Raw genomic sequence first — 24,258 nt, 5'->3', positions numbered from 1 at the left:
GTTTTTTACTCAGCTAACCCTTTGATTAATAGATAGCCTCATTCCAGCCCTCTTAGTACCACTGCCGCCATTTATCATCTTCCTGCAGGCGCTGATTTCGGTAGAACAAACGCAGCCCGGCCCCTGACGGGATACTGCCGCCACGCAGAAGCAGATCCACCTCGGTATTACTCGCATCAAATCCCCTAGACCTCAGTTCAGCATCAAGCTGCTGGCGCTGATGATTGCTAATCTGCTGTTTGTACCCTTTCCGCCGCTTAGGTTTTACCAGTCTCAACCTGGCTGTCAGCTCCCGGCGTTCCTTCTGGCTCATGCCGTGGAGGTAATCGTGCAGTTCCTTCTCATTCATGGTTTTAATATCGGGCAGATCCCCCCCTGATTGGTGCAAATTTTCAACAGGGGGACAGTTATTGCCACGAGTCCAAGGGGCGCAAGCGCCCTGGTCGGCTGTCGCCTCCTGAACGTCAACTGCCTTGCGAACCATTTTCCACTTCACCGCGTGCGTGCAAATCTTGCCCTCTGCAATCGGGGACCAGATGCCATAAATACGGATACCATGATCGCCGTAGGCGCTCGGCTCGTCGTTAAGTTCGTAGGCAGTTCTGACAAGGTGATGCTTACGTGGAACCAGCACACCACCCTGTTTCATGATGTATGTAGCAAAGCAGCCCGCATCAGCAGCAGCCAGTACCGCATCCAGACGCGGGTTATCCAGCACCGGCGCGCCCGCTTTGCGTTCGCCCTGCACTCTCGCCGCCTGACCAGCCAACAAACGCAGCTCGCGGTAAGCTTGGCGCCCCGGAATACCGAAGAAACGGAACTGCTGGACACGATGGAGTGACGCCCAGGCACTGACATGCTCGGCGCTGTCGCGCAGTGATCTGCCGGTTTCTTTGCTGATTTCTTTAGCCAGTCCGCGCCCGTCAATATTCTTGCTGATGTATTTGGCGATATAGCTGGTCGGCGTGCCCTTACGTGGGTTGATTAGCTCGGACTTGAAGCGCGGCCCCGTATTGTTGCCCAGCTCCTCGCGGTCTTCACGGATGGCAAACTTACGCAGTAACGCGGTAATGGATCGACGGTCTTTTTTGCGCATGAAGCACAGCAGGTGCCAGTGCACGGTGCCGTCATGGTGCGGTTCTGCAACGCGGACGCCATACCAGCGCAGCCCAGCTTTGTGCATTGCCTTGCGGAAAGCGGCGAACGTATCAACTAGGTAATCACTGCTCTGGCGGACAGTGGCGCTGGTCCACTTCGGATTTGGCCTGCCGTTGTTAAGGGTTGCGTGGAAGCGTGATGGGCAAGTAATGGTATAGAACAGGGCGCAGTCTCGGCGCATTTCCGCGATTAGCTCCAGTCCTTTCACACAAGCCATCATTTCATTACGGCGGTGTGCCGGGTTGCTGTTGCTGGCGTTCACCACGTCTTCCATATCCAGCGTGTCGCCGTCTGCATTAACCAGTTCGTGAGACTGGAAAAACTCCAGCGATTTGCGCCGCTGCTCGCGTTTGTGGATCACGGCTTCATAGCTGACATACGGCGATGCTTTCTTATTGACCAGGCAGACTGCGCGCAGTTGTTCCTCCCGCCATTCGCAGCGCATCTGCCACAGCTTGCGATACCACCAGTCCGCGCACAGCATGCGTGCAAGCGAGGGCGGGATAAGCTCATAAGGTACGGGTTTACGGCGGCGTTTCTTGCGGCTAAGTTTCTCAAATGCAGGTGGTATAACCTCAAGTCGCAGAGTTTCTGCAGCGACTTTTTCCCATGTCTGCCGGATTTCTTCCAGTTTTACATCATCGCTAGCAGACAGATCACCCCAGCCCGCATCAAGACACATGCTCATGTGTGCCGCAACCAGCGTGGAAAGACGTTTGACCTGCTCCAGACTCATTTCAGGCAGAACCAGTAGCCCCTCCAGTCCCTCATGGCTCGCTATGAACCGGAATGAGGCAGACACCTGACTATCACGCACGCGCTCCAGCCGTTCAATACACGGTCTGATAGTTTCGCGCAAGTAGCGGGAATACGCTTTCGGGCGCCCTAGGCTATGGAAGTATTTAATCCGCTCCAGCAAAGGTTTGCTGATATGGGAGGGCATAGCGCTTACATCTGCCAGGATAACCAAATCAGGGTTAACGCGTTGCTGCTCGCGGGCCATTTTGGCATGGCTAATCAGCCGATCCTGTTCCATTTCGCGCTGGACAGGATCACGGGATTCATTGAAGAAATAACGTTCCCAGACCTCATCACTCAGCGCCTCACGGCGTAGTTGCTCTTGCTCGTTATCCGCAGCGTACAGAGTGATCAGGTTTGAAAGCGCAGACTCCGGCGCAACTTCCGCCAGGTCCAGATACGGATTAACCGCTTTTTTGGGTAAATTCCACGAATAAATCCCAGCAGCATTCTCAACGCTACCGGGAGTTTCAGTTGCAAATGTGTCGGCGAGGCGGCCTGCACTGATATCCGTCACTCGCAGACTCCGGCATAAACACTGCTGCACACCGCCTTATCGTTCATTCCAGCCAGCAGATCGAACTGCGCACCACCGCGAGTGGTTAAAGCCCAGTCGCGGTAAGACTCAATGCCATAAGCATCAACGGTGATGACTTCAATCCGTTTTTCAGCCCGGCGCGGGTCATGTGTGGACGGAAAGAATGTTGAATTGCCACGGCGCGAACATTCCGCAACCATCCTTTCCCATTCAGCCACTCGACGGATTTCTTCGGGCCAACGCTGGAAAATCTCTGCAAGCTCGGACTTACGGGCATGAATACATGGCATACAACCGACACGGCTGCAGCCCTGCAGATAAAGTGGGTTAGGTTTGATGCCATGGCGTCTGGCAAGGGCGAACACATCTTCATGCAGCCAGTTGAGGATCGGACGATAAACATGAAGGCCCGGTGTATCGTCAGCGTCTTCCTCCCACTCCGGCAGCAAAGCACGCGCCGGTGATTCTTGTCCCCGGACGCCCTGCCAGCTAATTACTTCGTCGTATTCGTCCAGAGCCGGGACGATCACCTGCGTTCGCACCGGCTCATGTTTCAGCTCAAACGTGCAAAAACGGACCTTTGTTGAAGGAAAACGGCCTTTCCACATGCACAAATCAAGAAACGGATTGCCGTTTGGTTTAAGTATTTCCAGTGCCCGATGGATACGTTCTGCGGCCTCATCCGGCGACATACCGCATTCCTGAACCAGAGAAACGGGCCACTTTTCCGCAATGAATTTACGTTTCCCTTCTATCTGGCGCGTGAAATCAGCTTTTACGCGGATAACCTTGCCCAGTTTTGATTCCAGATAACCCAGATACTCCATCGTCTGCGGATGCTCATGGCCCGTATCAGCAAAGACAGAAATATGTGGAACATCGTTTTCAATGGCCCTTAGCCACTGCGCAAGACTATCTTTGCCACCTGAAATACTGATGGTGTTAATGGAATTAGCGGCGAAGCAACGCGGATCGATGCTGTTCATACAGCACGACCGCTATAGTGTTTGCCTTTCAGCTCTGCGATTTCCTGGCAGGTGACACAGCACTGCACACCCGGAATAGCACGGTGGCGTTCTGGCGGGATCGGTGCATCACAATCAATGCAGAGAACACGAGAAACGCCCGGCGCTCTGTTGCGGGTGGTGTGGATGTGGCGCTGGCGTTCTTCTTCAACGCGCTGTTGTACGAGGTCCATTGAATCAGCCATCAGTGCCAGTCCCCCCAAGATTCCGCTTCATAACGCGCCACTTCACGACGCAGTAATTCCGCTGCCTCTACTCCATTCATACCCTCCTGCAGAATGTGGATCGCCAGTGCCTCCATGCGGATTGAAACGGCAAAGGCGCAGCTTTTCCGTTCATCCAGACGAGCATCGTTAAACAGCTGGAACAGACCAGCATCATCTGCTCCAGTTTTGGCGATACGGATTTCAATATTTCGCATAGTTGTTTCTCCTGAATTTGGGCAATAAGAAGCCCGGCGGGTTTACGCCATTAATTTCTGTTGTGGATTAATTCGGCATGGTTAGCCGTTTTGGAAATAAGCTCACCACTGCACGAAAATGATTCATTGCTTTAATCAGTTCCCGCTTTTCGTCAGTAGTTAGATCACTAATATTGGCGCTATGACGTTCTGCCGGAATTTTTGCCATATAAAATATGGCTGCCAGTGCCCTCTCATTTTGTTTATTGTTAACATCCCTTTGGTTGCGCATATCTTCAATGAACCTTTCAAGCTCCGACTCAATATCCAGGCCAAACACTTTTGCGCGTAATTCCGCAATATGGTTCAGTCCGTCAAGACGTTTGCCGGGGCTTAATGGAACTGTCGCCGCCGGGCCATCAATAGCCATTGCCCCCTCCTATCTCGTCGTACATATAACTATTTGAAGTTGTGCCGGGGATTTTTTCACACGCCCGGCGCGTGCCTTGGTGGTAGACTATTTGCGCCAACAATCATCTACCCCACGAAGGAGAAACCTGATGTCAGACTCTGACAACTTCCATGTATTGCCTCGTCCTGCCCCTGCACCTAAGCCAGAACCGGGGCAAGATAAAAAATAGGAATCCGGCATGACTAAACAAAGCTCCGAATATTTCCAGTTGCATTACTGCTATTACCTTGAGCTTATGACAGCGACGTTTCATGGTAGAGCTGACAAATTGATGACTGCTATCCAGATTATTAGCGGTACTGCAGTATTTGCCGATACAGGATTGGAATGGTTGTTCGCTTTGCCCGTTGTTGTAATCGCAACAATTCAACTTGTGTGGCAACCCGCAATTATTTCCGAGCGTGCTACCGTACAAAGCCGCCAGTACGGGGAATTGCTTTATGCTGGGGATGAACTGACCCCGGAACTGATTGCACAAAAATTGAAAACGCTGCATCACTCTGATTCCGCACCTTTCGGTTCTTTGTTAAATCCAGCCTACAAAAGAGCTGCTGTTGCATGTGGTCTGCCTGATGACACTAAGCTCAGCTTCCAGGAAAAGCTTTTCGCCTGGTTTGCAGGATGCCTGCCACGTTAAAACTTAGACGTTGTAGCAATCTCTTTTTACCTACTCCCCGGATAGCCTGCTGCCGGGGAGATAATTCAATACACGGATGCCACTTTTTCCCATCAGGTAAGTGAATCCAGCCATGACCACAGTGCATTGCCGGGCTTTGCCTCACCAACAGTGATGCAAATGAAGGTTCTTTCGTCAGCATAACCACCTCAGATCAAACCGAACGAAGCGCCTAGACCCGTCACGGTATCTACCGCACTTGCCATCGCCGGATTTGCCTGTAGACGTGCCTGCAATGAAACTGCGGTCAGTGCCATCAGACGCGTGACTGAATTAATGCTGCTGATTACATCGCGACGGCCTGCGGTAGTTTTCACTTCACCAGAGACAGCACCAGCGGCAACACGACCTATTTCTGCCGTAGCGCTCATGACGTAATGCGGCAATTTCTCTTTTGCAACTTCGTTTATCGGAACACATGGCAGGCAGTGGATCTGCGCTAGAAACCCATCAACCAGTGTTGAGTCTTCGGTGAGATCGGTCAGCAACCAGATATCAGGTGCGGTGAGCAGATGTGGTTGCTCAGGGTTTAGCTTATTGCGCAGGGTTTGAACATTCATACCTGCACGTTCTGCCAGCTTCGCCATATTGTGGCGCAAAGCAAAGGTCCGGCAGGCTTCATGGAAATGCGGATGTTTTGAAACTCGATAGTCAAACATAGTCAGCGACTCCGATGTATCTCAAAATGGAACTAGCTAATAGCGACATTGCAATCAGAAAGCGCATCAACAGTCAGCGCGAGGATGTTAATCATCACCTTCTCGCGTTTCTTGTCCTTACGCAGACGGTGACGCGGCAAACGGCCATCAGCGAGCATGTCATTTATGGTGTCTACGGGCAGCCCTGTTAGCTCGCTATAGCGTTCAATTGTGACGTGCGGCGTGTTCAGGGTGATTGAAATGTTAGGGGTCATGATGCAACATCTCCTTTTGGCTTGTGGTGAGCCGGGATTAGAAGTGATTTACTCACGTTTCGAGATGAATTTAGACTCACGAAACGTGAGTGTCAAGGCATTTACTCACATTTCGGGATTTTTATGGATTTACGCAAAGGTGGAAAGGCAGCTATTGACCGCATGTTGGAAGCATACGGATATACAACGAAGCAGGCGTTGTGTGATCAATTGGGTATCAGTAGTAGTACTTTGGCAAACCGTTACTTGCGAGATACATTTCCAGCTGATTACGTAATTCAGTGTGCGTTAGAGACAGGTGTCGCCCTGGAATGGTTAGTTACCGGTGAGGGTTCAAAAATACCAGGTGCTTCGTCGTCTAAACATCTAGATGAGCTACCCGCTTATACGTTAAGCAACGGTATCCTTGTTAAAGACGGCACTATTTCTTTTGACTACAAATTATTACCAGTAGATTCTGGAAACATTCATGTAATCAAAGATGCAAATATAATTCATTTCGTTGATTATTCTGAAAGTAATTTAGTTGATGGTTTTTGGTTAATATCTATTGACGATAATCTGTCGTTTAGGAAGATTTATCGCTTACCTGCAGGACAACTAAAAGTTGAGAATAACCTCACAAGTTTTATAAGTAATTTAAATGATATCTCAATAAAAGGTCGAGTCATATCAACACTCGAACCTCAAATTTAATAGAAGGGTCATCCGCATGAATCTTGGATGGGAAGACTTAGAAAATATCCAATCAAACCATTGGCAATTAAAAGAAAGTGATCGTATTTTAAACAACTTTCACTCTTTCGAAATTTATCGAGACGACAAACTTAGTTTAAAATTAAAAATAACATACAAACTTATTAATCAACATTTTTCAGATGATTACTTTTATAAAGAACCAGAGAGAAGAGCTGGTGAGGTGTACGTAACTGATGGTTTTCTTAACTTAGAAAATATTTTCGATGAAAATGTCATTTTAGAAATCACTGGCATAACATTGATTAATAAAAATATCGTACACAATGAGCATGAAATCGTTGCTACAATTACGTGTGCAATAAACAACCTAAAAAGATCAAATAATTCAGAAAATGATTTAGGAAAGGAAAAATTCACAATTGACTGGATTACAAACCTGGATATTGGGAATTATCATTGGAGTTCAAGTGTTAGCGAAAAAAGTGAGAAAAAAACAACTAGAGATTTTAAGTCGGTAAACAACACCATTTCATTCACTGAGAATCGAGATAATTTTTCGAGCAGTTCAAACTGCTGCAACATTCGGATTAATAATTTGGATGTTTTTTTTGGAAGAACTGACTGTCCAAAAATTGATAAAAAATACAACCCTGGATTCATTCTTTATAGTGAAAAATGTAACAGCGAACTGAGAAAAAAAATAAGAAACGCACTATCATTTATATTGGGTTGCAAATTAATTCATATTTCAAGTGTTTTAAAAGATGAAAATTATAATTCTCTTGAATACGAAATTCATACACAATCGGCAATAAATGATCTTTATCATTCATCTTATAGCCTTCCTCCTTTACCGCTACATCCTGCAGATGCAAAATATTTAATCCTTGGAGAAAACGAAATTGGATTAATGGTTCAGAAGATTGTAACTTCTTATGATGATTATGATTTTTCACATTTTTCATGGCTCTATTGGCATGCCGTAGCTTCTCCTCTACACCTCAAGGGTGTTGGATTTGGAGCCAGCTTAGAATTCATCCAACGTAAATATATAGAAAACAATGCCACTGACTTCAACCAAAAACTTATTAGCACAGATTTATGGAAGCCCCTTTATAAATCGTTAAGTACAATCCTAGATGATTCCATCGGCTTATCTAAGGATGAAAAAAGATTACTTTCAAATAAGCTATCAAGTTTGAATCAAACTCCACACTCAATTTTAACAAGTAGATTTTATGAACTACTAAACCTTTCTTTAGGAGATTTAGAATTGATAAGTTTCAAACAACGTAATAACTCCGCTCACGGAAACAAATCTGATGAGGACGGAATAATCCCGTTGGTTCGTGAAGTGAAAATTTTGAGGATATTATGCAATCGTATAATATTGAGAATCTACAACCTTTCCGACTATTATAATGACTTCTATAGCTTAGGTTTTCAAACACGACATCTGAGTGATTCAATCCCCAAATAAAAGTGATGTTTGATTTCTGATTTTTAAACATTGAAACTGGATATATATACAGTTAAGTTTAGTCCTCAGACATGAGGGCTTTTTTATGGCAGTACGAAAACTCGACACCGGAAAATGGATTTGTGAATGCTACCCTGCTGGGCGCAATGGGCGGCGTGTGCGTAAGCAGTTCGGCACTAAAGGCGAAGCACTGGCTTTTGAACGCCACACTATGGAAGAAACGGAGGCGAAACCCTGGCTGGGTGAATCAGTAGACCGTCGAACTCTGAAAGACGTCGTTGAACTCTGGTTCAAACTGCACGGCAAATCCCTGACTGCTGGCGAGCATGTTTACGACAAGTTGGTCCTGATGGTCGATGCACTCGGAAATCCACTAGCTACAGATCTCAGCTCAAAGTTGTTTGCGCATTACCGCGATAAACGACTGACGGGTGAAATCTACTTTAGCGAGAAGTGGAGGAATGGAGCCAGCCCGGTAACCATCAATCTGGAGCAAAGCTATCTGAGCGGAGTATTTAGCGAGTTGTCTCGGCTTGGCGAATGGACAGCACCGAACCCGCTAGAGAACATGCGCAAGTTCACCATTGCCGAAAAGGAAATGGCCTGGCTTACACATGAACAAATCACAGAACTTCTGTACGACTGCGAGCGCCAAAGCCCCCTGCTCGCTCTAGTCGTTAAAATATGTCTGAGTACAGGAGCACGCTGGCGCGAAGCTGTGAACCTGACACGATCTCAGGTCACAAAGTATCGAATTACGTTTGTTAGAACTAAGGGCAAAAAAAACCGCAGCATTCCGATCAGCGAAGAGTTGTATGAGGAAATTATTGCCCTGGATGGCTTCAAATTCTTTACTGACTGCTACTTCCAGTTTTCAGCTGTGATGGACAGGACTTCCATTATCCTTCCTCGTGGGCAACTTACTCACGTTCTGCGCCACACGTTTGCGGCACACTTTATGATGTCTGGTGGCAACATTCTTGCTTTGCAGAAAATCCTGGGCCATCACGACATAAAAATGACTATGCGCTATGCTCACTTGGCACCTGACCATCTTGAAACAGCGTTACGCTTTAACCCTTTAGCAACCTTGGGTACGCAAATCATTTGCCAGGGTAATACAACGTCACCAGCAAAATCGCCACATTGATGTACTGTGCCAACTTGTAAATGAGCCGATCAATTCTTTCCGTGAGAGTGTTTCCCTTGTATGTCTGGATATTCCAACCACCCCGCCCTAATGTAACTGTCAGTGCGACGTATGCAGACCCTGCTTTAACGCAATTAATAAATGTCGACTCTATCCTCCATTCGTACCAAACGCCAGCCATGACAACAACGAAAAACACAAGATTGGTCGCTGCAGCCGAATGGAGTTTTTTCCGTAACTCTTGAGACGAATCACTAAAATTAGGATTGCCGTACTCATCAGGGAGAAATTTCTTAACGTAGCAATCAAAACCCTTGATAGGGCCAAACAGCAATAACATAGAGGCTATCAACAGCTTCATGATTTATCCGGGGTAAACTAATCATCGCTGCGAAGTATAAACATTCGCTTAGAGTCAGAAATAAGCAATGAATGCCTAGTGGCGACAAAGTGGCGGCAGCGGTTGGCAATACCCCGTAATCGTCACTTCTCACCACCAAACTAACTTATTGATTATCTTACAAGTCATTGTTTTTACTAACCCGTTTACATAAATGGGTTTTTTGTTGCCTGAAATTTGCCGCCCTTCCTGGCCCTTCGACCAATTTGCATCATGCCGGTTATGGCACATACTTTTACACGGTGCTTTTGGTGATGGGGTGCGCAATGTTACTTGCAGGCAAAGTCGCGGTGATCTTCGGGGGTAGCGGTGCAATAGGGTGCGCGGTTGCGCAGGTGATGGCACGCGAAGGGGCACATGTGTTCCTGGGTGCACGCAACCAGCAAAAGCTCGACCAGGCAGCGAGCCGCATTCGCGCGTCGGGTGGCTCGGCCGACACCTTTATCATCGATGTGCTCGACGAGCAGTCGACAGCTGAGCAAGTTATGCACCTTGTTCAGAACACCGGGGGGATTGACGTGGTGGTCAACGCCACCGGCTTTATGCACGATCAGGGTAAACAAATTGACGCATTATCCCTGGCGGAGTTTATGCGCGGCATCATCCCTTTTCTCACCGCACAATTCACTATCTCTAAAGCAGTCTCGCCACATATGGGCGGTGAGCGAGCAGGAACGATTATCACCGTTGTTGCCCCGGCGGCGTCCATGGCGATGCAGGGGCATCTGGGCCACATCGTTGGCTGCGCGGGAATCGAGGCGTTTATTAAAGCGCTCGCCAGCGAGCTTGGCCCACGGAATATCCGCGTCCTCGGCGTGCGATCGCATGCCATTGTTGATGCGGTGCAAGCAGGGTCTTATACCGGGGAAATATTCGCCGCAAAAGCGCAGTCAATGGGGTTAACCGTCGAACAATGGCTTGGCGGCGCCGCGCAAAGTACGATGCTTAAGCGTCTGCCAACGCTGGCACAAATCGCCGAGGTCACCACGTTTCTGGCATCAAACCACGCCAGTGCGATGACCGCGACGGTAGTAAATGTCACCGGGGGCGCAACCGTCAGTTGATAAGCTGTGTCAGTACTACGACAGCCCGGCGATGCGCTCAACCATCACCAGGATATCGTCTCGCTGCAGCGGTTTTTTATCGGTCACAAAATGCAGCGTCATGCCTTCAATAAAGGCATCCAGCGCACGGGCCGTGGCGGGGTCAAACCACTGCTCTAAGGTTTGTTGACTGCGTTGCATCCAGTTTTGCATCACCGTTTTCAAAGCCGGTTTACGGCTGGCGAACGCGTACAACTGGTACATAATCTCCATGTTATCCGGCGTGGTGACCTGCGAACTGTAAATCATCTCAGTAATGGCATGACAGGCCTGTGGCGCATCCATCACGTCCATAAAAAATGCCTGATATTGCAGCGACATAGTTTCGGTAAAATGACCGAATGCCTCCATCAGAAGCTCATCGATTCCCGAAAAATAATAGGTCATTGAACCCAACGGCACCTGCGCAATCGTTGCAATCTTACGATGCGTAACTGCATGAATACCATAAGTTATTACCGCTTCCAGAGTAGCCTGAACTATTTTTTCCCGCCGTTGTGGATCGTTCGCGCGTCGCACTGCATTTCCTCTTCTTACATTTGTGTACAAATGTACACAACCTTGCTAATGTTGTCTCCTTTCCTCATTTCTTTGGCTCGAATTCATGACTGGCATCTCATCACGCAAAGCCTTAAGACGCCGAACCTGGGCGCTTTTTATGTTTTTCTTTTTACCAGGATTATTAATGGCCTCCTGGGCAACGCGTACCCCAGCCATCAGAGATATCCTCTCCGTTTCTACCGCTGAAATGGGGGCAGTATTATTTGGACTCTCTATTGGTTCGATGAGTGGCATTCTTTGTTCGGCCTGGCTGGTGAAACGATTTGGCACGCGGAAAGTGATCCGCACCACCATGTCATGCGCGGTCATTGGGATGGCGATCCTTAGCGTAGCGCTATGGCTGCATTCCGCCTGGCTATTTGCGTTTGGGCTGGGGGTTTTTGGTGCCAGCTTTGGTGCCGCAGAAGTTGCCATTAACGTCGAAGGCGCGGCGGTTGAGCGTGAGATGAACAAAACCGTGCTGCCGATGATGCATGGCTTTTATAGCCTCGGCACCCTGGCTGGCGCAGGCGTCGGGATGGTGCTCACCGCCTTTAGCGTTCCCGCCAATGCGCATATTCTGCTGGCGGCACTGGTGGCTATTGCGCCAATATTTATCGCCATCAAAGCGATTCCTGACGGCACCGGTAAAAATGCCGCTGACGGTTCTCACTCAGCCGAAAAAGGGCTGCCCTTTTACCGCGATATCCAGCTGCTGCTCATCGGCGTCGTAGTACTGGCGATGGCATTTGCCGAGGGTTCCGCCAATGACTGGCTTCCGCTGCTGATGGTAGACGGACACGGATTTAGCCCGACCTCTGGCTCGCTGATTTATGCCGGGTTTACGCTGGGCATGACCGTCGGACGGTTTACCGGCGGCTGGTTTATCGATCGCTACAGCCGCGTTGCGGTCGTACGTGCCAGTGCGTTAATGGGCGCGCTGGGTATTAGCCTGATTATCTTTGTCGACAGTTCGTGGGTCGCAGGCGTGTCGGTTATCCTGTGGGGACTCGGCGCGTCGCTGGGCTTCCCGTTGACTATTTCAGCCGCCAGCGATACCGGCCCCGATGCACCAACCCGCGTGAGCGTTGTAGCAACCACCGGCTATCTGGCCTTTCTGGTCGGGCCGCCGCTGCTCGGCTATCTGGGTGAACACTATGGCCTACGTAGCGCCATGCTGGTGGTGCTGGCACTGGTGCTGGTCGCGGCCATCGTCGCGAAGGCGGTCGCCAAACCAGACGTTAAAAATACCCCTGTGACGGAGAACAGCTAATGGCTATTAAGTTAATTGCAGTCGACATGGACGGCACCTTTTTAAGTGACCAAAAGACCTACAACCGTGAACGGTTTATGGCGCAGTATCGTCAAATGCAAGCTCAGGGGATCCGCTTTGTGGTCGCCAGCGGCAATCAGTACTACCAACTGATCTCCTTTTTCCCTGAACTGGTCGATGAGATCTCCTTTGTGGCGGAAAACGGTGGTTGGGTGGTCAGTGAAGGGGAAGATGTGTTTAACGGCGAGCTGGCACAAGAGGATTTTCAGACCATCGTGGAACATCTGCTGACCCGAGCGGACATCGACATTATTGCCTGCGGAAAAAATAGCGCCTACACCCTGAAACAGTACAGCGATGAACACAAATCCGTCTCCGCCATGTACTATCACCGTCTTGAGTTTGTTGATAATTTTGACAATATCAACGACGTGTTCTTCAAATTTGGGCTGAATATTTCCGACAATCGCATCCCACAGGTCCAGGCGGATCTCCACGACGCGATTGGCGACATGATGGTTCCGGTACATACCGGTTACGGCAGCATCGATTTAATTATTCCAGGCGTACATAAAGCAAACGGTCTGCGTTTGCTGCAACAACGCTGGAATATTCGCGATGAGGAAGTGGTGGCGTTTGGCGATGGCGGCAATGATATTGAGATGCTTCGTCAAGCGGGGTTCAGTTTTGCTATGGCCAACGCCCATGAGCCAGTTATCCAGGCGGCGAAATATCGCACAGGGTCGAACAACGAAGAGGGCGTGCTGGATATTATCGACCGGGTGCTAAAAAACGAAGCGCCCTTTACGCAGTAACGCCTCAGCACGGACGGCAACAAAATGCAGGTACGATCTCTTCATAATCCGCATCACATTAACCCGCTGGATAATTATCTCCAGTAACTATTTTCAGGTGATCTGATGATGAAGAAGAATGTACTGATGGCGGCATTATTGCTGGGGTTTGCGGGAACTGCGCTGGCACAAAGCGTCACTGTTGATGTACCAAGCGGTTATAAAGTTGTCGTGGTTCCTTCTTCCGTGAGCGTGCCGCAGGCGGTCAGCGTGACTACCGCGCCACAGACGGTTTATGTTGCTCCGGCCCCTGCACCGGCGCCTGTTTATCGTGCACATCCTTATGCACGGCATGTCGCCAGCGTAGGCGAAGGGATGGTTATTGAGCATCAGATTGACGATCACCACTAAGTTTGCGTCAGGCCCGGGCAGCCGGGCTTTAGCCTTCCCGTGAATCCCCTACCTGCTTATCTTTCAGGAAGATAAACATCAGCGCCAGCCACAGCACGCCGCTGGCCAGATTAAACAGGCTGAACAGACCGTTGCCACCAAGCAAATAAGCATGTTTGCTCAGCTCAATACCGACGGTAAAAATCAGCATTTGCAGCATGCCCATCGCAGCGGAAACTGTTCCTTTGCTCATGTCGCTGGCAAACAGCGTCAGGCGTACCAGTCCGGCATTTGCCACGCCAATCCCAAACGCATAAACACTCAGCCCTGCCGTCATCCACAAATAGGCATGGGAAGAGACTACCGTGGCTGCCGCGGCGATAATCAGCCCCACGGCGATTGGCCAGCCGCCCATAATAATCAGCGACCGTACCGTGCGTCGTGCGGTCAGGCGCGCCAGCACGAGGTTACCGGCGATCAGCGCACCAAAAATCGGCACCTGTAGCAGACCATATTCATAGCTGCTCAGCTGTTCACCGCTAATAATGATAATCGGGGATTGCGCAATCCACGCCAGCAACGGCAGACTGACAAAGCCCAACGCCAGGGCACCGGCGACAAAACGCACGTTCTTCAGCACCAGCTTGTAGTCTTTGCCCAGCTCTTTAATCGACAACGTTTCACCCAGTCGGGTCGCGGTTTCAGGCATCGCGCGCTGCAGGCCAACAAAGGCGATGGCGGCCAGTACCGCAAACAGCACAAACATTCCTTCCCACGGCAGCACGTGCACCCAGGCTGCGCCGACCAGCGGGCCCAGCAACGGGGCAATCAGCGCCACGTTCGCCATCAGGGCGGTAATTTTAATGCATACCGCCTCTTCAAAGGATTCCTGAATCGCGGCATAGCCCACCGCGCCAATAAAGCACAGGCTAATGCCCTGCAAAAAGCGCAGGAAAGTGAATTGTTCAATGTTCTGCGCAAACAGCGTCGCAAGGCAGGTAACAATGAACCACACCACACCGGTTAACATCACCGGCCGACGACCAATACGATCCGACAGCGGTCCTAATAGCCACTGCAAAAACATGCCGCCTGCCAGGTACGCAGTCATGGAGGTGGGGACCCAGTCTAATCCGGCCTGATATTGCTCCACCACCGCCAACATACCGGGCTGGATCATATCGTTGCCGATATACGTAGAGAATTCGTAAAGCACCAGACAGAGAGGGAAAAGTAATGCCTGACGCCCCAGTCGGGCGCCTGAAGATAAACGGTTGTGCATGAAGTCTCTTAACCAATGAAAAAACGCGCAAAGTGTAATAAATGCGCCGGACTGGTGATAGTGAATTATGTGATTTGGCCGCAAAATGCGCACATTTTTACACTCAGTTTCACAATGCACTTTTGCTTTAAGGTTAATTTAAGTTGAAGCCGTTATCATGCTCTATATCCGTCATTAATTATCTTAAAAAGAGTCATTTAGCTGACAAATAAGACAACGCCGCTTTTTATCCCGTGAAAGCAATCTTATGCTCTGCCTGATGGGACTCTTTTTAACTACTGTCGTGAATCTGGATGTTATGCTGGAAAATCTGAACAACTCGCTATTTTATCTGATCAACGCCACGCCGGACTCTGCGCAATGGGCGATCGCATTTGCCATCTTTATTGCTAAAGATCTGATCAGCATCGTGCCGCTGTTAGCTGTAATTCTGTGGCTTTGGGGCCCGCGTGACCACGTGACGGCTCAGCGCAAACTGGTGATCAAAATGGCGCTGGCGCTGATCGTCGGCCTGACTATTTCATGGCTAATGGGGCATTTGTTTCCACACGATCGCCCGTTCGTGAACCACATCGGCTACAACTTCCTGCACCATGCGCCTGATGACTCTTTCCCGAGCGATCACGGCACGGTCATTTTTACCTTTGCGCTGGCCTTTTTGTTCTGGCATCGCCTGTGGTCTGGCGCCCTGTTTATGACGATTGCCGTGGCGATCGCCTGGTCACGCGTGTACCTCGGCGTACACTGGCCGCTGGATATGCTGGGAGGATTACTGGCAGGGCTTATCGGCTGTCTGAGCGCTCAGATGATCTGGCAACGGTTCGGCACCACGCTGTATTCCGCGTTGCAGGCCTGCTATCGCACCTGCTTCGCCCTGCCGATCCGTAAAGGCTGGGTGCGTGACTAATCCACGGTAAAAAGAGTAGTATTAAGTTCGCGATATGAAACGCTTATTCTACTCACCAGGGGAACTATGGAAACACGACGCGACGAGCGTATTGGTCAATTGCTGCAGGCGCTGAAACGCAGCGATAAATTACACCTTAAAGAAGCCGCGACGCTACTTGGCGTATCTGAGATGACCATCCGTCGCGACCTGAATAATAACAATGCCCCGGTCGTGTTGCTGGGAGGCTATATTGTTCTGGAACCCCGTAGCGCCAGCCACTACTTAATCAGCGACCAAAAGTCCCGGCTGGTGGATGAGAAACGACGTGCGGCCCAACAAGCTGCGAGCCTCGTTCAGGCGCATCAGACGATCTTTTTTGACTGTGGCACCACCACGCCGTGGATCATTGAAGCTATCGATAACGATCTGCCTTTCACCGCGATTTGCTACTCGCTGAATACCTTTCTGGTACTCCAGGAAAAACCGCTGTGTCGCGTCATCCTATGTGGCGGTGAATTCCACGCCAGCAACGCTATTTTCAAACCACTCGATTTCCAGGAAACGCTGAACAACCTGTGCCCGGATATCGCGTTTTATTCTGCGGCTGGCGTACACATTGACAAAGGTGCAACCTGTTTTAACCTGGAAGAACTACCGGTGAAGCATTGGGCGATGTCGATGGCGCAGTATCACGTATTAGTGGTGGATCACAGCAAGTTTGGCAAGGTGCGTCCCGCACGGATGGGGGAGCTAAAACGCTTTGACAGCATCATCAGCGATACCCGCCCTGACGATGAGTTTGTTGATTACGCAAAAGCGCAGCACATTAAACTGGTGTACTGAAATGACATTGCCGGACGCACAAACGCTGTCCGGCAATCACGCTGATTAAGAGAACCAGCCACCAAACCACTGGTGGAATTTCATCATCACAAAATCCCACATCCGGCTAAAGAATCCGCCCTCTTCAACGGCCTCCATCACCATCAACGGACGCTGCTCAATAGATTTCCCGTTCAGTTGGAAGTCGATAGTCCCCACAACCTGGCCTTTCTTCAGTGGCGCGGTTAATTGCGGTTCGGTCAGTGTAAAGCTGGCTTTCAGATTTTTAAGCTGACCGCGCGGAATAGTCACCGAACCGGCTTCGCCTGCGCCCAGATTCACTTCACTCTTATCGCCGAACCAGACGCGCTGGGTCACAAAGGTGGCATCCGGTTTAATCGGCGTGACCGTTTCAAAGAAGCGGAAGCCCCACGTCAGCAGCTTCTCTGACTCATTGAATCGAATACGGTCGGTTTTCGCTCCCAGCACTACCGAGATCAGGCGCATATCGCCCTGGGTGGCGGAAGCCACCAGGTTATAACCCGCGCCCGTCGTGGTGCCCGTTTTCATCCCGTCCACGTTCAGGTTGGTGCTCCACAGCAGGCGGTTGCGGTTCGGTTGGCGAATTTTATTAAAGGTAAACTCTTTTTCTTTATGAATGGCGTACTCTTCCGGCACATCGTGGATGAGTGCTTTACCGAGCAAGGCCATGTCGCGCGCGGTACTGAACTGCCCCGGCGCATCCAAACCATGCACCGTCTGGAAGGTGGTATTCGTCAGTCCCAGCTTTTGCGCATAGCCGTTCATCAAACCAATAAAGGATTCCTGGCTGCCAGCCACGTAATCTGCCAGCGCGATACATGCATCATTACCCGACTGAATAATAATGCCTTTGTTCAGATCGGAGACCGCTACCTGATCGCCGGGTTTCAGGAACATCACTGAAGACCCACGCAGAGCCGGGTTGCCCGTCGCCCAGGCATCTTTTCCTACGGTAACCATGTCGTTCAGGTTAATTTTCCCGGCCTTCAGCGCCTGGCCAACCACATAGCTGGTCATGATCTTGGTCAGACTGGCTGGATCCAATTTCTCATCAGCATTGCCCTCCGCCAGCACCTTGCCGCTGGCGTAATCCATTAAGATCCACGCGCGCGCATCCACGCTCGGCGGCGCGGTGGGTTGCTCTACCGCCTGTGCGGTCGGTGCCAAAAGGAATAACAGCGCTGAACCTGCGGCGAAACTGCGAAGGGAAGAGAAGTATTGCGTCATAAATGCCACCCGAGTATCCATTCCAAAAAACCACGTCATAACACACCATGTTTACACAAACTGCATCGGCCAAACCCGCGCAGAAGCGGCCTGATGGATGACGTGTAAAATAAGTGCGGTGAGTAATAACGCACTAACGAGCTTAAAGAAACCGTAAGTTGGTAAAGTTTTTAAAGTTTATGCAATAACACTGCGCTGCGCCGCTTTCATCACGATTTTTTTACGTGTTGTTGCGTAAATATTAGGTTTACCCCACCATGTAACGGGTTTAATACCGAATGCAGCCATCAAGCTGCTCAATGATTACGCGGGGTTACTATGATTACACTGTGGGGTCGCAATAACTCGACCAACGTGAAAAAAGTGTTGTGGACGCTCGAAGAACTGGAACTGCCGTATAACCAAATACTGGCGGGCGGGCAGCACGGTATCAACCGAGATGCTGACTACCTGGCGATGAATCCAAACGGTCTGGTCCCCCTGCTACGCGATGATGAAACCGACGTTTTACTGTGGGAATCCAATACCATCGTCCGCTATCTGGCCGCCCAATACGGGCAAAAACGGCTGTGGATCGATGCCCCGGCAAAACGTGCAGAAGGCGAAAAATGGATGGACTGGGCTAACCAGACGCTAAGCCCTGCTCATCGGGTCATCTTATTTGGTCTGGTCAGAACACCGGCAGAACAACGCGACCAGGCGGCCATTGACGCAGGCGCGAAGGTTTGCGACAACCTGTTTGCCATGCTCGACAACGCGCTGGCCGACCAACAGTGGTTCTCCGGGGACGAGTTTGGTACCGGCGATATCGCCATCGCCCCGTTTATCTACAACCTGTTTAACGTTGGCCTGAGCTGGACCGAACGTCCTCACCTTGAGCGTTGGTACCAGCAGCTTACCGAACGTCCAGCGTTCCAAAAAGCGGTGATGATCCCGGTCAGCTGATGCTGTAGCGCTGCGGCTACCGGGGGCTCACCTTCAGTAGTTGCCCGTCGGACTCGTCGGTTAACACATACAAATAACCGTCTGGTCCGACACGCACATCGCGGATCCGCTGTCCTCTTTCGCGTAAAATACGCCCGTCCTCAGTAACCTGATTCCCGTTAACGCTTAAAACGATCACATCCTGGTCTTTTAACGCGCCAATAAACACCTTCTGCCGCCACTGCGCAAAGGTATCGCTATTGTAAAAAGCCATCCCGCTGACCGCCGGCGACTTTTCCCAGTAGAAAACAGGCTGTTCCGTACCCTCAACAATTCCACCTTTAGCCTCAGGTATTTTTAAACCGCTGTAGTTCATCCCCCAGGTCGCTAACGGCCAGCCGTAGTTTTTGCCTTTCTCGGGGATATTAATTTCGTCGCCACCGCGCGGGCCATGTTCGTTGAGCCACAGCGTGTCACTCCAGGGATTCATCGCCATCCCCTGTGGATTACGGATGCCATAGGACCAAATCTCAGTTCGAGCACCGGCCTGGTTCACAAATGGATTATCCGGCGGAATGCTGCCCTCATCGGTCAGTCGCACCACCTTACCCTGCAGCTTGTCCAGATCCTGAGCGGTAGCGCGCTGGTTATTTTCACCCAGACCAATAAACAGGTGGCCTTTGCCGTCAAACACCATGCGGCCACCAAAATGGTTACCGGTTGAAAGTTTTGGCATCTGGCGAAAAACCGTCTGGAACGCCTGCAGATGTTTGAGATCGTCGCTCAGTCGTCCATAGCCGACCGCCGTACCCGCTTTCCCTTCATGGTCGGCCTCAGCAAAGCTGAGCCACACCCGCCGGGAACGCTCGAAATCCGGAGCCAGCACCACATCGAGCAACCCGCCCTGACCGTGCGCCCAGACCTTTGGTACCCCGGTTAGCGGATCGGAAAGCCCTTCCCCCGCCTGCCATAGTCGCAACTGTCCCCCCCGCAGCGTGAGTAATATGCCGCGGTTGTCCGGTAAAAAGGCCAGTGACCAGGGGTGATCAAGTTTGGTTTGCAGCACCTCAACCTTCAGCGCAGACGGTTCGGCACTGGCGTGAGGGGCAAACAGTAACAGTGGGGCCGCACAGAGAAAGAGTCGCCGCATAACACCTCCTTAATGGCTCTGCATAAAGCGTAGCCAGCCAGGAGTAATATCCCGCATCTTTTACACAATCTTAACGAAAAGGGGGAGCGTCCTCCCCCGGGGTCAGACGTGTTCCAGCGTTGAGTACATTTGCAAACACTGGATACTCAGCGTCAGCGTTGTCAGGCAGTTTTCCAGTTTCTCTGCGTTAACGGCGATAAAGGTCGGACAATCGTGATGTCCGCTCATCAGACAAACAGCCGCGGCGGCTAACGCCCCTTCAGCACGGCGCAGGGCATTCCACTCTTCCTGGTCAAGATGCATACCGTGGAGCTGTGATTGGTCATCATGCAGTTCGCGATTCAGTGCAAAAAAATTATCACGCAGACGATCGCTCTCACTCACTGACATATAGCCTTTCGCTTTCCTCAACAACAGATAAGCGGCGAGATCGATACGGGCGTTTATCAACTTGTTGAGAAGATCGGTTCTCAGTCTGTCAACGACCATACTTTGTTCCTCCTCTTTCCAACCATGGTGCAACTTAATAGTATGGTCGTTTTTTGAACAAATTGATGCTCCACGTCAATAAACCCTAATTGATTAACATTATTTACAATGTTACAACGCACAGAGAAACCGTCTGTTTCTGACGTAGCGATAATTTTTTGCTATACCTGATGGGGTTACTGTCGCGACACGGATGATGAGGGGTCTATGTCAAAAGCAAATGATGCCGAGAAGATACGCACGCTATCAAAGATAGACCTGAATCTGCTCACCATTTTCTGTTTAATTTATAGCGTAGGGAGCATTACCCGCGTCGCCGATATGCTGAATATTTCTCCCTCGGCTGTCAGTCAGTCGTTAAAAAAACTGCGCGAACTGATGGGAGATAATCTTTTTGTCCGCAGCGGCAATGCGTTATTACCAACCGTCTATTCCGACGAGCTTTACGACAATGCAATGCCGATTATTGATAAACTGTCGCTGCTAATGCCACATACTTCCCCAGCATCTAGAAAAAGGCTCACGCTGTATACGGAATCGTTTATTTCACCGATTGTTATTCCCGACGTCACGGAAAAAATAATCAGCAATAACGCGGATATCAGTCTCCTGCATCTTACCGCTGATTTAAATGAGCAGAGTATTATCGAACTGCTCACGATGCGGCAGGCTGATGTTGTTTTTTCTACCTTTTCCGTGGAATCAGGCAGTATTTCCTGTCAAAAAATATGTGATATGCGGCTGGTACTGGCAGCGTCACAAAATAATACGTTGTATGGTCATTCGATCAGTGAGGAAATGTTCAGAAGTGCCAATCTGGTAGGCTACAACACTAAAAACGAGAAAATAATTTATCACCGCAGCATCGTGGATAAAAAATTCAGAACCGGGGATCGCTGCCTGCTAACCTCTTCTTTTACCGCGATCCTCACGATTGTCGCGAATACCCAATGTTTAGGGGTGATCCCGGAAAAAGTCTTCGCCACGCATGCGCCACTTTATGGCCTGAAAAAAATCAATACGCCGTTCCCGTTACCGCAATTCAGTATTTTTGCCTCATCGCGCAAAGAAACCAATACCCATAAGCTCCTGGCGCCAATTCTCGCCGATTTACAAGCATCCTCCCTGTTCTGAAAACCAGGGAGAACACCCGTTGTGATTAAGGGTTAGACATGGATCCGGGTAATACGCCAAATATTATTGGCGTATTCCTGTACCGTTCTGTCCGACGAGAAGTACCCCATATTGGCAATATTATGCAGCGTTTTCGTCGTCCACTCACGGGGAGTGCGATACAACTCATCCACAGAGTCCTGGCAATCAACATAGCGGCGATAATCCGCTAACACCTGATAATGGTCACCAAAGTTGATCAATGAATCGAGGATGTTGCGATACCGCCCAGGCTCCTGTGGACTAAACAGGCCGGTGCCAATTTGCGTCAGTGCCTGATGCAGTTCGGCATCATTCTCAAAAATCGTTCTTGGGTTATAGCCGTCACGTCGTAAGGCGTCGACTTCCTGCGCCGTATTACCAAAGATAAAGACGTTATCTTCGCCGACATATTCCTGCATTTCAATATTCGCCCCGTCCAGCGTGCCAATGGTCAACGCACCATTTAAGCCAAACTTCATATTGCTGGTACCGGAAGCCTCGGTCCCTGCCAGTGAAATTTGCTCGGAAAGGTCAGCCGCCGGAATAATTAGCTGCGCCAGGCTGACGCTGTAATCCGGGATAAACACCACCTTCAGCTTGCCGCCGATTTGTGGATCGTTATTCACCCGCTGTGCCACGTCATTTATTAAGCGAATAATCTGTTTCGCCATGTGGTACGACGAAGCAGCCTTACCGGCAAAGATATTCACACGAGGAACCCAGTTTTCATTCGGTGCAGCTTTAATACGGTTGTAGCGTGTAATCACGTGGAGTACGTTCAATAATTGACGCTTGTACTCGTGGATACGCTTCACCTGTACATCAAACAGGGCCGCAGGATCCACCACCACCCCGTACTGGGTGGCAATATGGTGCGCCAGCCGCTGTTTATTTTTGTGTTTCGCGCGATGCACCGCGTCGTTCACGCTTGGATAATCAATATACTGTTTCAGATCAGCCAACTGCGTCAGGTTAGTGCGCCAGTTCTGACCGATATTCTCATCCAGTACGTTTGCCAGCGGCGGGTTCGCCAATGCCAGCCAGCGACGGGCCGTCACGCCATTCGTGACATTAGTAAACCGCATCGGGAAGATACGCGCAAAATCAGCAAACAGTGATTCCGTCATCAATTTTGAATGTAATGCCGACACGCCGTTCACTTTATGACTGACCACGACGGCCAGCCAGGCCATCCGCACCACCCGGCCATGCGATTCATCAATTAACGAGACCCGTTTAAGCAGCTCACTGTCATCATGATATTTATCCGCCACGGATTTCAGGAAGCGATCGTTAATTTCAAAAATAATTTGCAAATGGCGCGGCAGGATCCGGCTCAGCATCTCTACCGGCCATGTTTCCAGCGCTTCACTCATCAAAGTGTGGTTGGTATAGGAGAAAATCTGACAAGTCACGTCAAACGCATCATCCCATGCAAATTGATGATTATCGATTAACAGACGCATCAATTCCGGGATCGCCAGAACCGGGTGGGTATCATTAAGGTGAATCGCGATTTTATCAGCCAGATTATGATACGTTTTGTGCAGCTGATAATGCCGGCTCAATATGTCCTGAATGGTCGCTGAGGCCAAAAAATAAGCCTGGCGTAGGCGCAGCTCGCGACCTGCGTCGGTGGAGTCATCCGGGTACAGCACCCGCGAGATCTTTTCAAAATGGTATTTGTTTTCCACTTCAACGGTAAAATCATCATTCAGATTTACTTTGCCTGAATTGACTTCACTATTAACCTGCACATTCCACAAGCGCAATGTATTGGTGCTGTCGGTGTTATAACCTGGGACAATCTGGTCATGCGCTACGGCCAGAATATCCTCGGTCTCAATCCAGCGGACTTTGCTGCCTTCCTGCTGAACACGACCGCCAAAGCGCACTTTATAGTGGGTATTATGACGCTTAAATTCCCACGGATTTCCGTATTCTAGCCAGTAGTCCAGCGACTCCTTCTGCACCCCATTAACGATATTTTGTTTGAACATACCGTAGTTGTAGCGGATACCGTAACCGCATCCCGGTAAACCCAACGTGGCCAGCGAGTCAAGGAAACAGGCCGCCAGACGTCCGAGACCACCATTGCCAAGCCCTGGATCGTTTTCTTCGTCAATCAGCTCTTCCAGATCCAGTCCCATGGCTTCGAGCGCGCTGTTCACTTCGTCATAAATCCCCAGAGACAGCAGCGCATTCGACAATGTACGCCCAATCAAAAACTCCATCGACAGGTAATAAACCTGACGGGCATCCTGAGAGAATTGCGCCCGGTTTGAACGATGCCAGCGTTCGACCATGCGATCGCGCACGGCATATAGCGTAGCGTTTAACCATTCACGTTTAGTGGCAATGGCCGGATCTTTACCAATGGTAAATAAGAGTTTATTGGCAATATCATCCCTGAGTTTATCAACATCAATTTCGGCGGCTGTAGGAAGTGGGGAAATATACATATCAGCG

27 protein-coding genes are annotated in these 24,258 nt (G+C 50.0%); 12 read left to right on the top strand and 15 right to left on the bottom strand.

Annotated features, from left to right (window positions below; all coding sequences use genetic code 11):
- Positions 1 to 52: 52 nt before the first annotated feature.
- The 5 genes from QNN86_RS05615 to QNN86_RS05595 form a co-directional block, all read right to left on the bottom strand.
- The gene (locus QNN86_RS05615; protein ID WP_414210798.1) at positions 53 to 2,395 is read right to left on the bottom strand and encodes a replication endonuclease; all 2,343 of its coding nucleotides are present in this window, start codon (positions 2,393 to 2,395) and stop codon (positions 53 to 55) included.
- Positions 2,396 to 2,469: 74 nt separating this feature from the next.
- The gene (locus QNN86_RS05610) at positions 2,470 to 3,480 is read right to left on the bottom strand and encodes a phosphoadenosine phosphosulfate reductase family protein (protein WP_414210752.1); all 1,011 of its coding nucleotides are present in this window, start codon (positions 3,478 to 3,480) and stop codon (positions 2,470 to 2,472) included.
- Positions 3,477 to 3,704, bottom strand: coding sequence for a TraR/DksA family transcriptional regulator (locus QNN86_RS05605; RefSeq protein WP_414210751.1), 228 nt, complete (start codon positions 3,702 to 3,704; stop codon positions 3,477 to 3,479). Before QNN86_RS05605 ends, QNN86_RS05610 begins: the two co-directional genes overlap by 4 nt.
- The gene (locus QNN86_RS05600) at positions 3,704 to 3,940 is read right to left on the bottom strand and encodes a DUF2732 family protein (RefSeq protein WP_414210750.1); all 237 of its coding nucleotides are present in this window, start codon (positions 3,938 to 3,940) and stop codon (positions 3,704 to 3,706) included. The genes QNN86_RS05605 and QNN86_RS05600 overlap by 1 nt, the downstream gene beginning before the upstream one ends.
- Positions 3,941 to 4,007: 67 nt before the next feature.
- A complete protein-coding gene (locus QNN86_RS05595) occupies positions 4,008 to 4,349 on the bottom strand; it encodes a DUF5347 domain-containing protein (protein WP_414210749.1) in 342 nt (113 codons plus the stop codon).
- A 220-nt stretch (positions 4,350 to 4,569) separates the two neighbouring features.
- Between QNN86_RS05595 and QNN86_RS05590 the strand changes: the two genes are divergently transcribed.
- Positions 4,570 to 5,028, top strand: coding sequence for a hypothetical protein (locus QNN86_RS05590; RefSeq protein WP_414210748.1), 459 nt, complete (start codon positions 4,570 to 4,572; stop codon positions 5,026 to 5,028).
- Here the strand turns inward: QNN86_RS05590 and QNN86_RS05585 are convergent.
- The 3 genes from QNN86_RS05585 to QNN86_RS05575 are packed head-to-tail and all read right to left on the bottom strand — an operon-like array spanning position 4,976 to position 5,980.
- Entirely contained in the window at positions 4,976 to 5,209 is a 234-nt protein-coding gene (locus QNN86_RS05585; RefSeq protein ID WP_414210747.1) for a phage filamentation protein Fil family protein, read from the bottom strand. The two genes, QNN86_RS05590 and QNN86_RS05585, sit on opposite strands and share 53 nt — an antisense overlap.
- A 7-nt stretch (positions 5,210 to 5,216) precedes the next feature.
- Positions 5,217 to 5,726, bottom strand: a complete 510-nt coding sequence (locus tag QNN86_RS05580; RefSeq protein WP_414210746.1) for a phage regulatory CII family protein — start codon at positions 5,724 to 5,726, stop codon at positions 5,217 to 5,219.
- Between the two features lie 32 nt (positions 5,727 to 5,758).
- A complete protein-coding gene (locus QNN86_RS05575; protein ID WP_414210745.1) occupies positions 5,759 to 5,980 on the bottom strand; it encodes a regulator in 222 nt (73 codons plus the stop codon).
- Between the two features lie 123 nt (positions 5,981 to 6,103).
- Between QNN86_RS05575 and QNN86_RS05570 the strand changes: the two genes are divergently transcribed.
- The 3 genes from QNN86_RS05570 (at position 6,104) to QNN86_RS05560 (ending at position 9,309) form a co-directional block, all read left to right on the top strand.
- Positions 6,104 to 6,676 (top strand): phage repressor protein CI, encoded by a 573-nt coding sequence (locus QNN86_RS05570; RefSeq protein WP_414210744.1) that lies wholly within the window; start codon positions 6,104 to 6,106, stop codon positions 6,674 to 6,676.
- Between the two features lie 16 nt (positions 6,677 to 6,692).
- Positions 6,693 to 8,159 (top strand): hypothetical protein, encoded by a 1,467-nt coding sequence (locus QNN86_RS05565; protein WP_414210743.1) that lies wholly within the window; start codon positions 6,693 to 6,695, stop codon positions 8,157 to 8,159.
- Between the two features lie 85 nt (positions 8,160 to 8,244).
- Positions 8,245 to 9,309, top strand: a complete 1,065-nt coding sequence (locus QNN86_RS05560; RefSeq protein WP_414210742.1) for a tyrosine-type recombinase/integrase — start codon at positions 8,245 to 8,247, stop codon at positions 9,307 to 9,309.
- Here the strand turns inward: QNN86_RS05560 and QNN86_RS05555 are convergent.
- Positions 9,263 to 9,670, bottom strand: a complete 408-nt coding sequence (locus QNN86_RS05555) for a hypothetical protein (RefSeq protein ID WP_414210741.1) — start codon at positions 9,668 to 9,670, stop codon at positions 9,263 to 9,265. The genes QNN86_RS05560 and QNN86_RS05555 overlap by 47 nt on opposite strands.
- A gap of 305 nt (positions 9,671 to 9,975) precedes the next feature.
- Between QNN86_RS05555 and QNN86_RS05550 the strand changes: the two genes are divergently transcribed.
- Complete coding sequence (locus QNN86_RS05550; RefSeq protein WP_182270111.1) at positions 9,976 to 10,773, top strand: SDR family NAD(P)-dependent oxidoreductase; 798 nt, start codon at positions 9,976 to 9,978, stop codon at positions 10,771 to 10,773.
- Between the two features lie 15 nt (positions 10,774 to 10,788).
- On the opposite strand, the gene QNN86_RS05545 is transcribed toward QNN86_RS05550, so the two are convergent.
- Positions 10,789 to 11,331: a TetR/AcrR family transcriptional regulator gene (locus QNN86_RS05545; protein ID WP_279277064.1), complete on the bottom strand. Its 543-nt coding sequence runs from the start codon at positions 11,329 to 11,331 to the stop codon at positions 10,789 to 10,791.
- Between the two features lie 85 nt (positions 11,332 to 11,416).
- On the opposite strand from QNN86_RS05545, the gene QNN86_RS05540 reads away from it, so the two are divergent.
- From QNN86_RS05540 to QNN86_RS05530, 3 genes are all read left to right on the top strand, one after another.
- Complete coding sequence (locus QNN86_RS05540; protein WP_279277065.1) at positions 11,417 to 12,625, top strand: MFS transporter; 1,209 nt, start codon at positions 11,417 to 11,419, stop codon at positions 12,623 to 12,625.
- The gene (locus QNN86_RS05535; protein ID WP_279277066.1) at positions 12,625 to 13,440 is read left to right on the top strand and encodes a Cof-type HAD-IIB family hydrolase; all 816 of its coding nucleotides are present in this window, start codon (positions 12,625 to 12,627) and stop codon (positions 13,438 to 13,440) included. Before QNN86_RS05540 ends, QNN86_RS05535 begins: the two co-directional genes overlap by 1 nt.
- Before the next feature lie 108 nt (positions 13,441 to 13,548).
- On the top strand, positions 13,549 to 13,830 hold the full coding sequence (locus QNN86_RS05530) for a hypothetical protein (RefSeq protein ID WP_414210797.1): 282 nt from the start codon (positions 13,549 to 13,551) through the stop codon (positions 13,828 to 13,830).
- 28 nt (positions 13,831 to 13,858) lie between these two features.
- Here QNN86_RS05530 and QNN86_RS05525 read toward each other — a convergent pair whose 3' ends face one another.
- Positions 13,859 to 15,091 (bottom strand): MFS transporter, encoded by a 1,233-nt coding sequence (locus QNN86_RS05525; protein ID WP_181618994.1) that lies wholly within the window; start codon positions 15,089 to 15,091, stop codon positions 13,859 to 13,861.
- Positions 15,092 to 15,389: 298 nt separating this feature from the next.
- On the opposite strand from QNN86_RS05525, the gene ybjG reads away from it, so the two are divergent.
- Together ybjG and deoR are read left to right on the top strand one after the other, a co-directional pair.
- On the top strand, positions 15,390 to 15,998 hold the full coding sequence (gene ybjG / locus QNN86_RS05520) for an undecaprenyl-diphosphate phosphatase (protein WP_181618993.1): 609 nt from the start codon (positions 15,390 to 15,392) through the stop codon (positions 15,996 to 15,998).
- 66 nt (positions 15,999 to 16,064) lie between these two features.
- Positions 16,065 to 16,823 carry a DNA-binding transcriptional repressor DeoR gene (gene deoR, locus QNN86_RS05515; RefSeq protein WP_181618992.1) on the top strand — a complete coding sequence of 253 codons (759 nt, stop codon included), beginning with the start codon at positions 16,065 to 16,067 and terminating at the stop codon, positions 16,821 to 16,823.
- Positions 16,824 to 16,868: 45 nt separating this feature from the next.
- Here the strand turns inward: deoR and dacC are convergent, their stop codons facing one another.
- Positions 16,869 to 18,071 carry a serine-type D-Ala-D-Ala carboxypeptidase gene (gene dacC, locus QNN86_RS05510; protein ID WP_115259972.1) on the bottom strand — a complete coding sequence of 401 codons (1,203 nt, stop codon included), beginning with the start codon at positions 18,069 to 18,071 and terminating at the stop codon, positions 16,869 to 16,871.
- Positions 18,072 to 18,389: 318 nt separating this feature from the next.
- On the opposite strand from dacC, the gene QNN86_RS05505 reads away from it, so the two are divergent.
- Entirely contained in the window at positions 18,390 to 19,016 is a 627-nt protein-coding gene (locus QNN86_RS05505; RefSeq protein WP_117341693.1) for a glutathione S-transferase family protein, read from the top strand.
- A 16-nt stretch (positions 19,017 to 19,032) separates the two neighbouring features.
- Here the strand turns inward: QNN86_RS05505 and QNN86_RS05500 are convergent, their stop codons facing one another.
- The gene (locus QNN86_RS05500; protein WP_414210740.1) at positions 19,033 to 20,145 is read right to left on the bottom strand and encodes a PQQ-dependent sugar dehydrogenase; all 1,113 of its coding nucleotides are present in this window, start codon (positions 20,143 to 20,145) and stop codon (positions 19,033 to 19,035) included.
- Between the two features lie 102 nt (positions 20,146 to 20,247).
- The gene (gene bssR / locus QNN86_RS05495; protein WP_096757726.1) at positions 20,248 to 20,634 is read right to left on the bottom strand and encodes a biofilm formation regulator BssR; all 387 of its coding nucleotides are present in this window, start codon (positions 20,632 to 20,634) and stop codon (positions 20,248 to 20,250) included.
- Positions 20,635 to 20,841: 207 nt separating this feature from the next.
- Here bssR and QNN86_RS05490 point away from each other — a divergent pair, with 207 nt between their 5' ends.
- Positions 20,842 to 21,768 (top strand): LysR family transcriptional regulator, encoded by a 927-nt coding sequence (locus QNN86_RS05490; protein ID WP_182270117.1) that lies wholly within the window; start codon positions 20,842 to 20,844, stop codon positions 21,766 to 21,768.
- Positions 21,769 to 21,800: 32 nt separating this feature from the next.
- Here QNN86_RS05490 and glgP read toward each other — a convergent pair whose 3' ends face one another.
- Complete coding sequence (gene glgP, locus QNN86_RS05485; RefSeq protein ID WP_414210739.1) at positions 21,801 to 24,251, bottom strand: glycogen phosphorylase; 2,451 nt, start codon at positions 24,249 to 24,251, stop codon at positions 21,801 to 21,803.
- Positions 24,252 to 24,258: the final 7 nt, after the last annotated feature.

It is taken from the genome of Citrobacter sp. C348 (genome assembly GCF_047467975.1).
Taxonomy (GTDB): domain Bacteria; phylum Pseudomonadota; class Gammaproteobacteria; order Enterobacterales; family Enterobacteriaceae; genus Citrobacter; species Citrobacter gillenii.
Note: the sequence above shows the minus strand (reverse complement) of the source record. Positions and strands in the feature narration are given on the sequence as shown.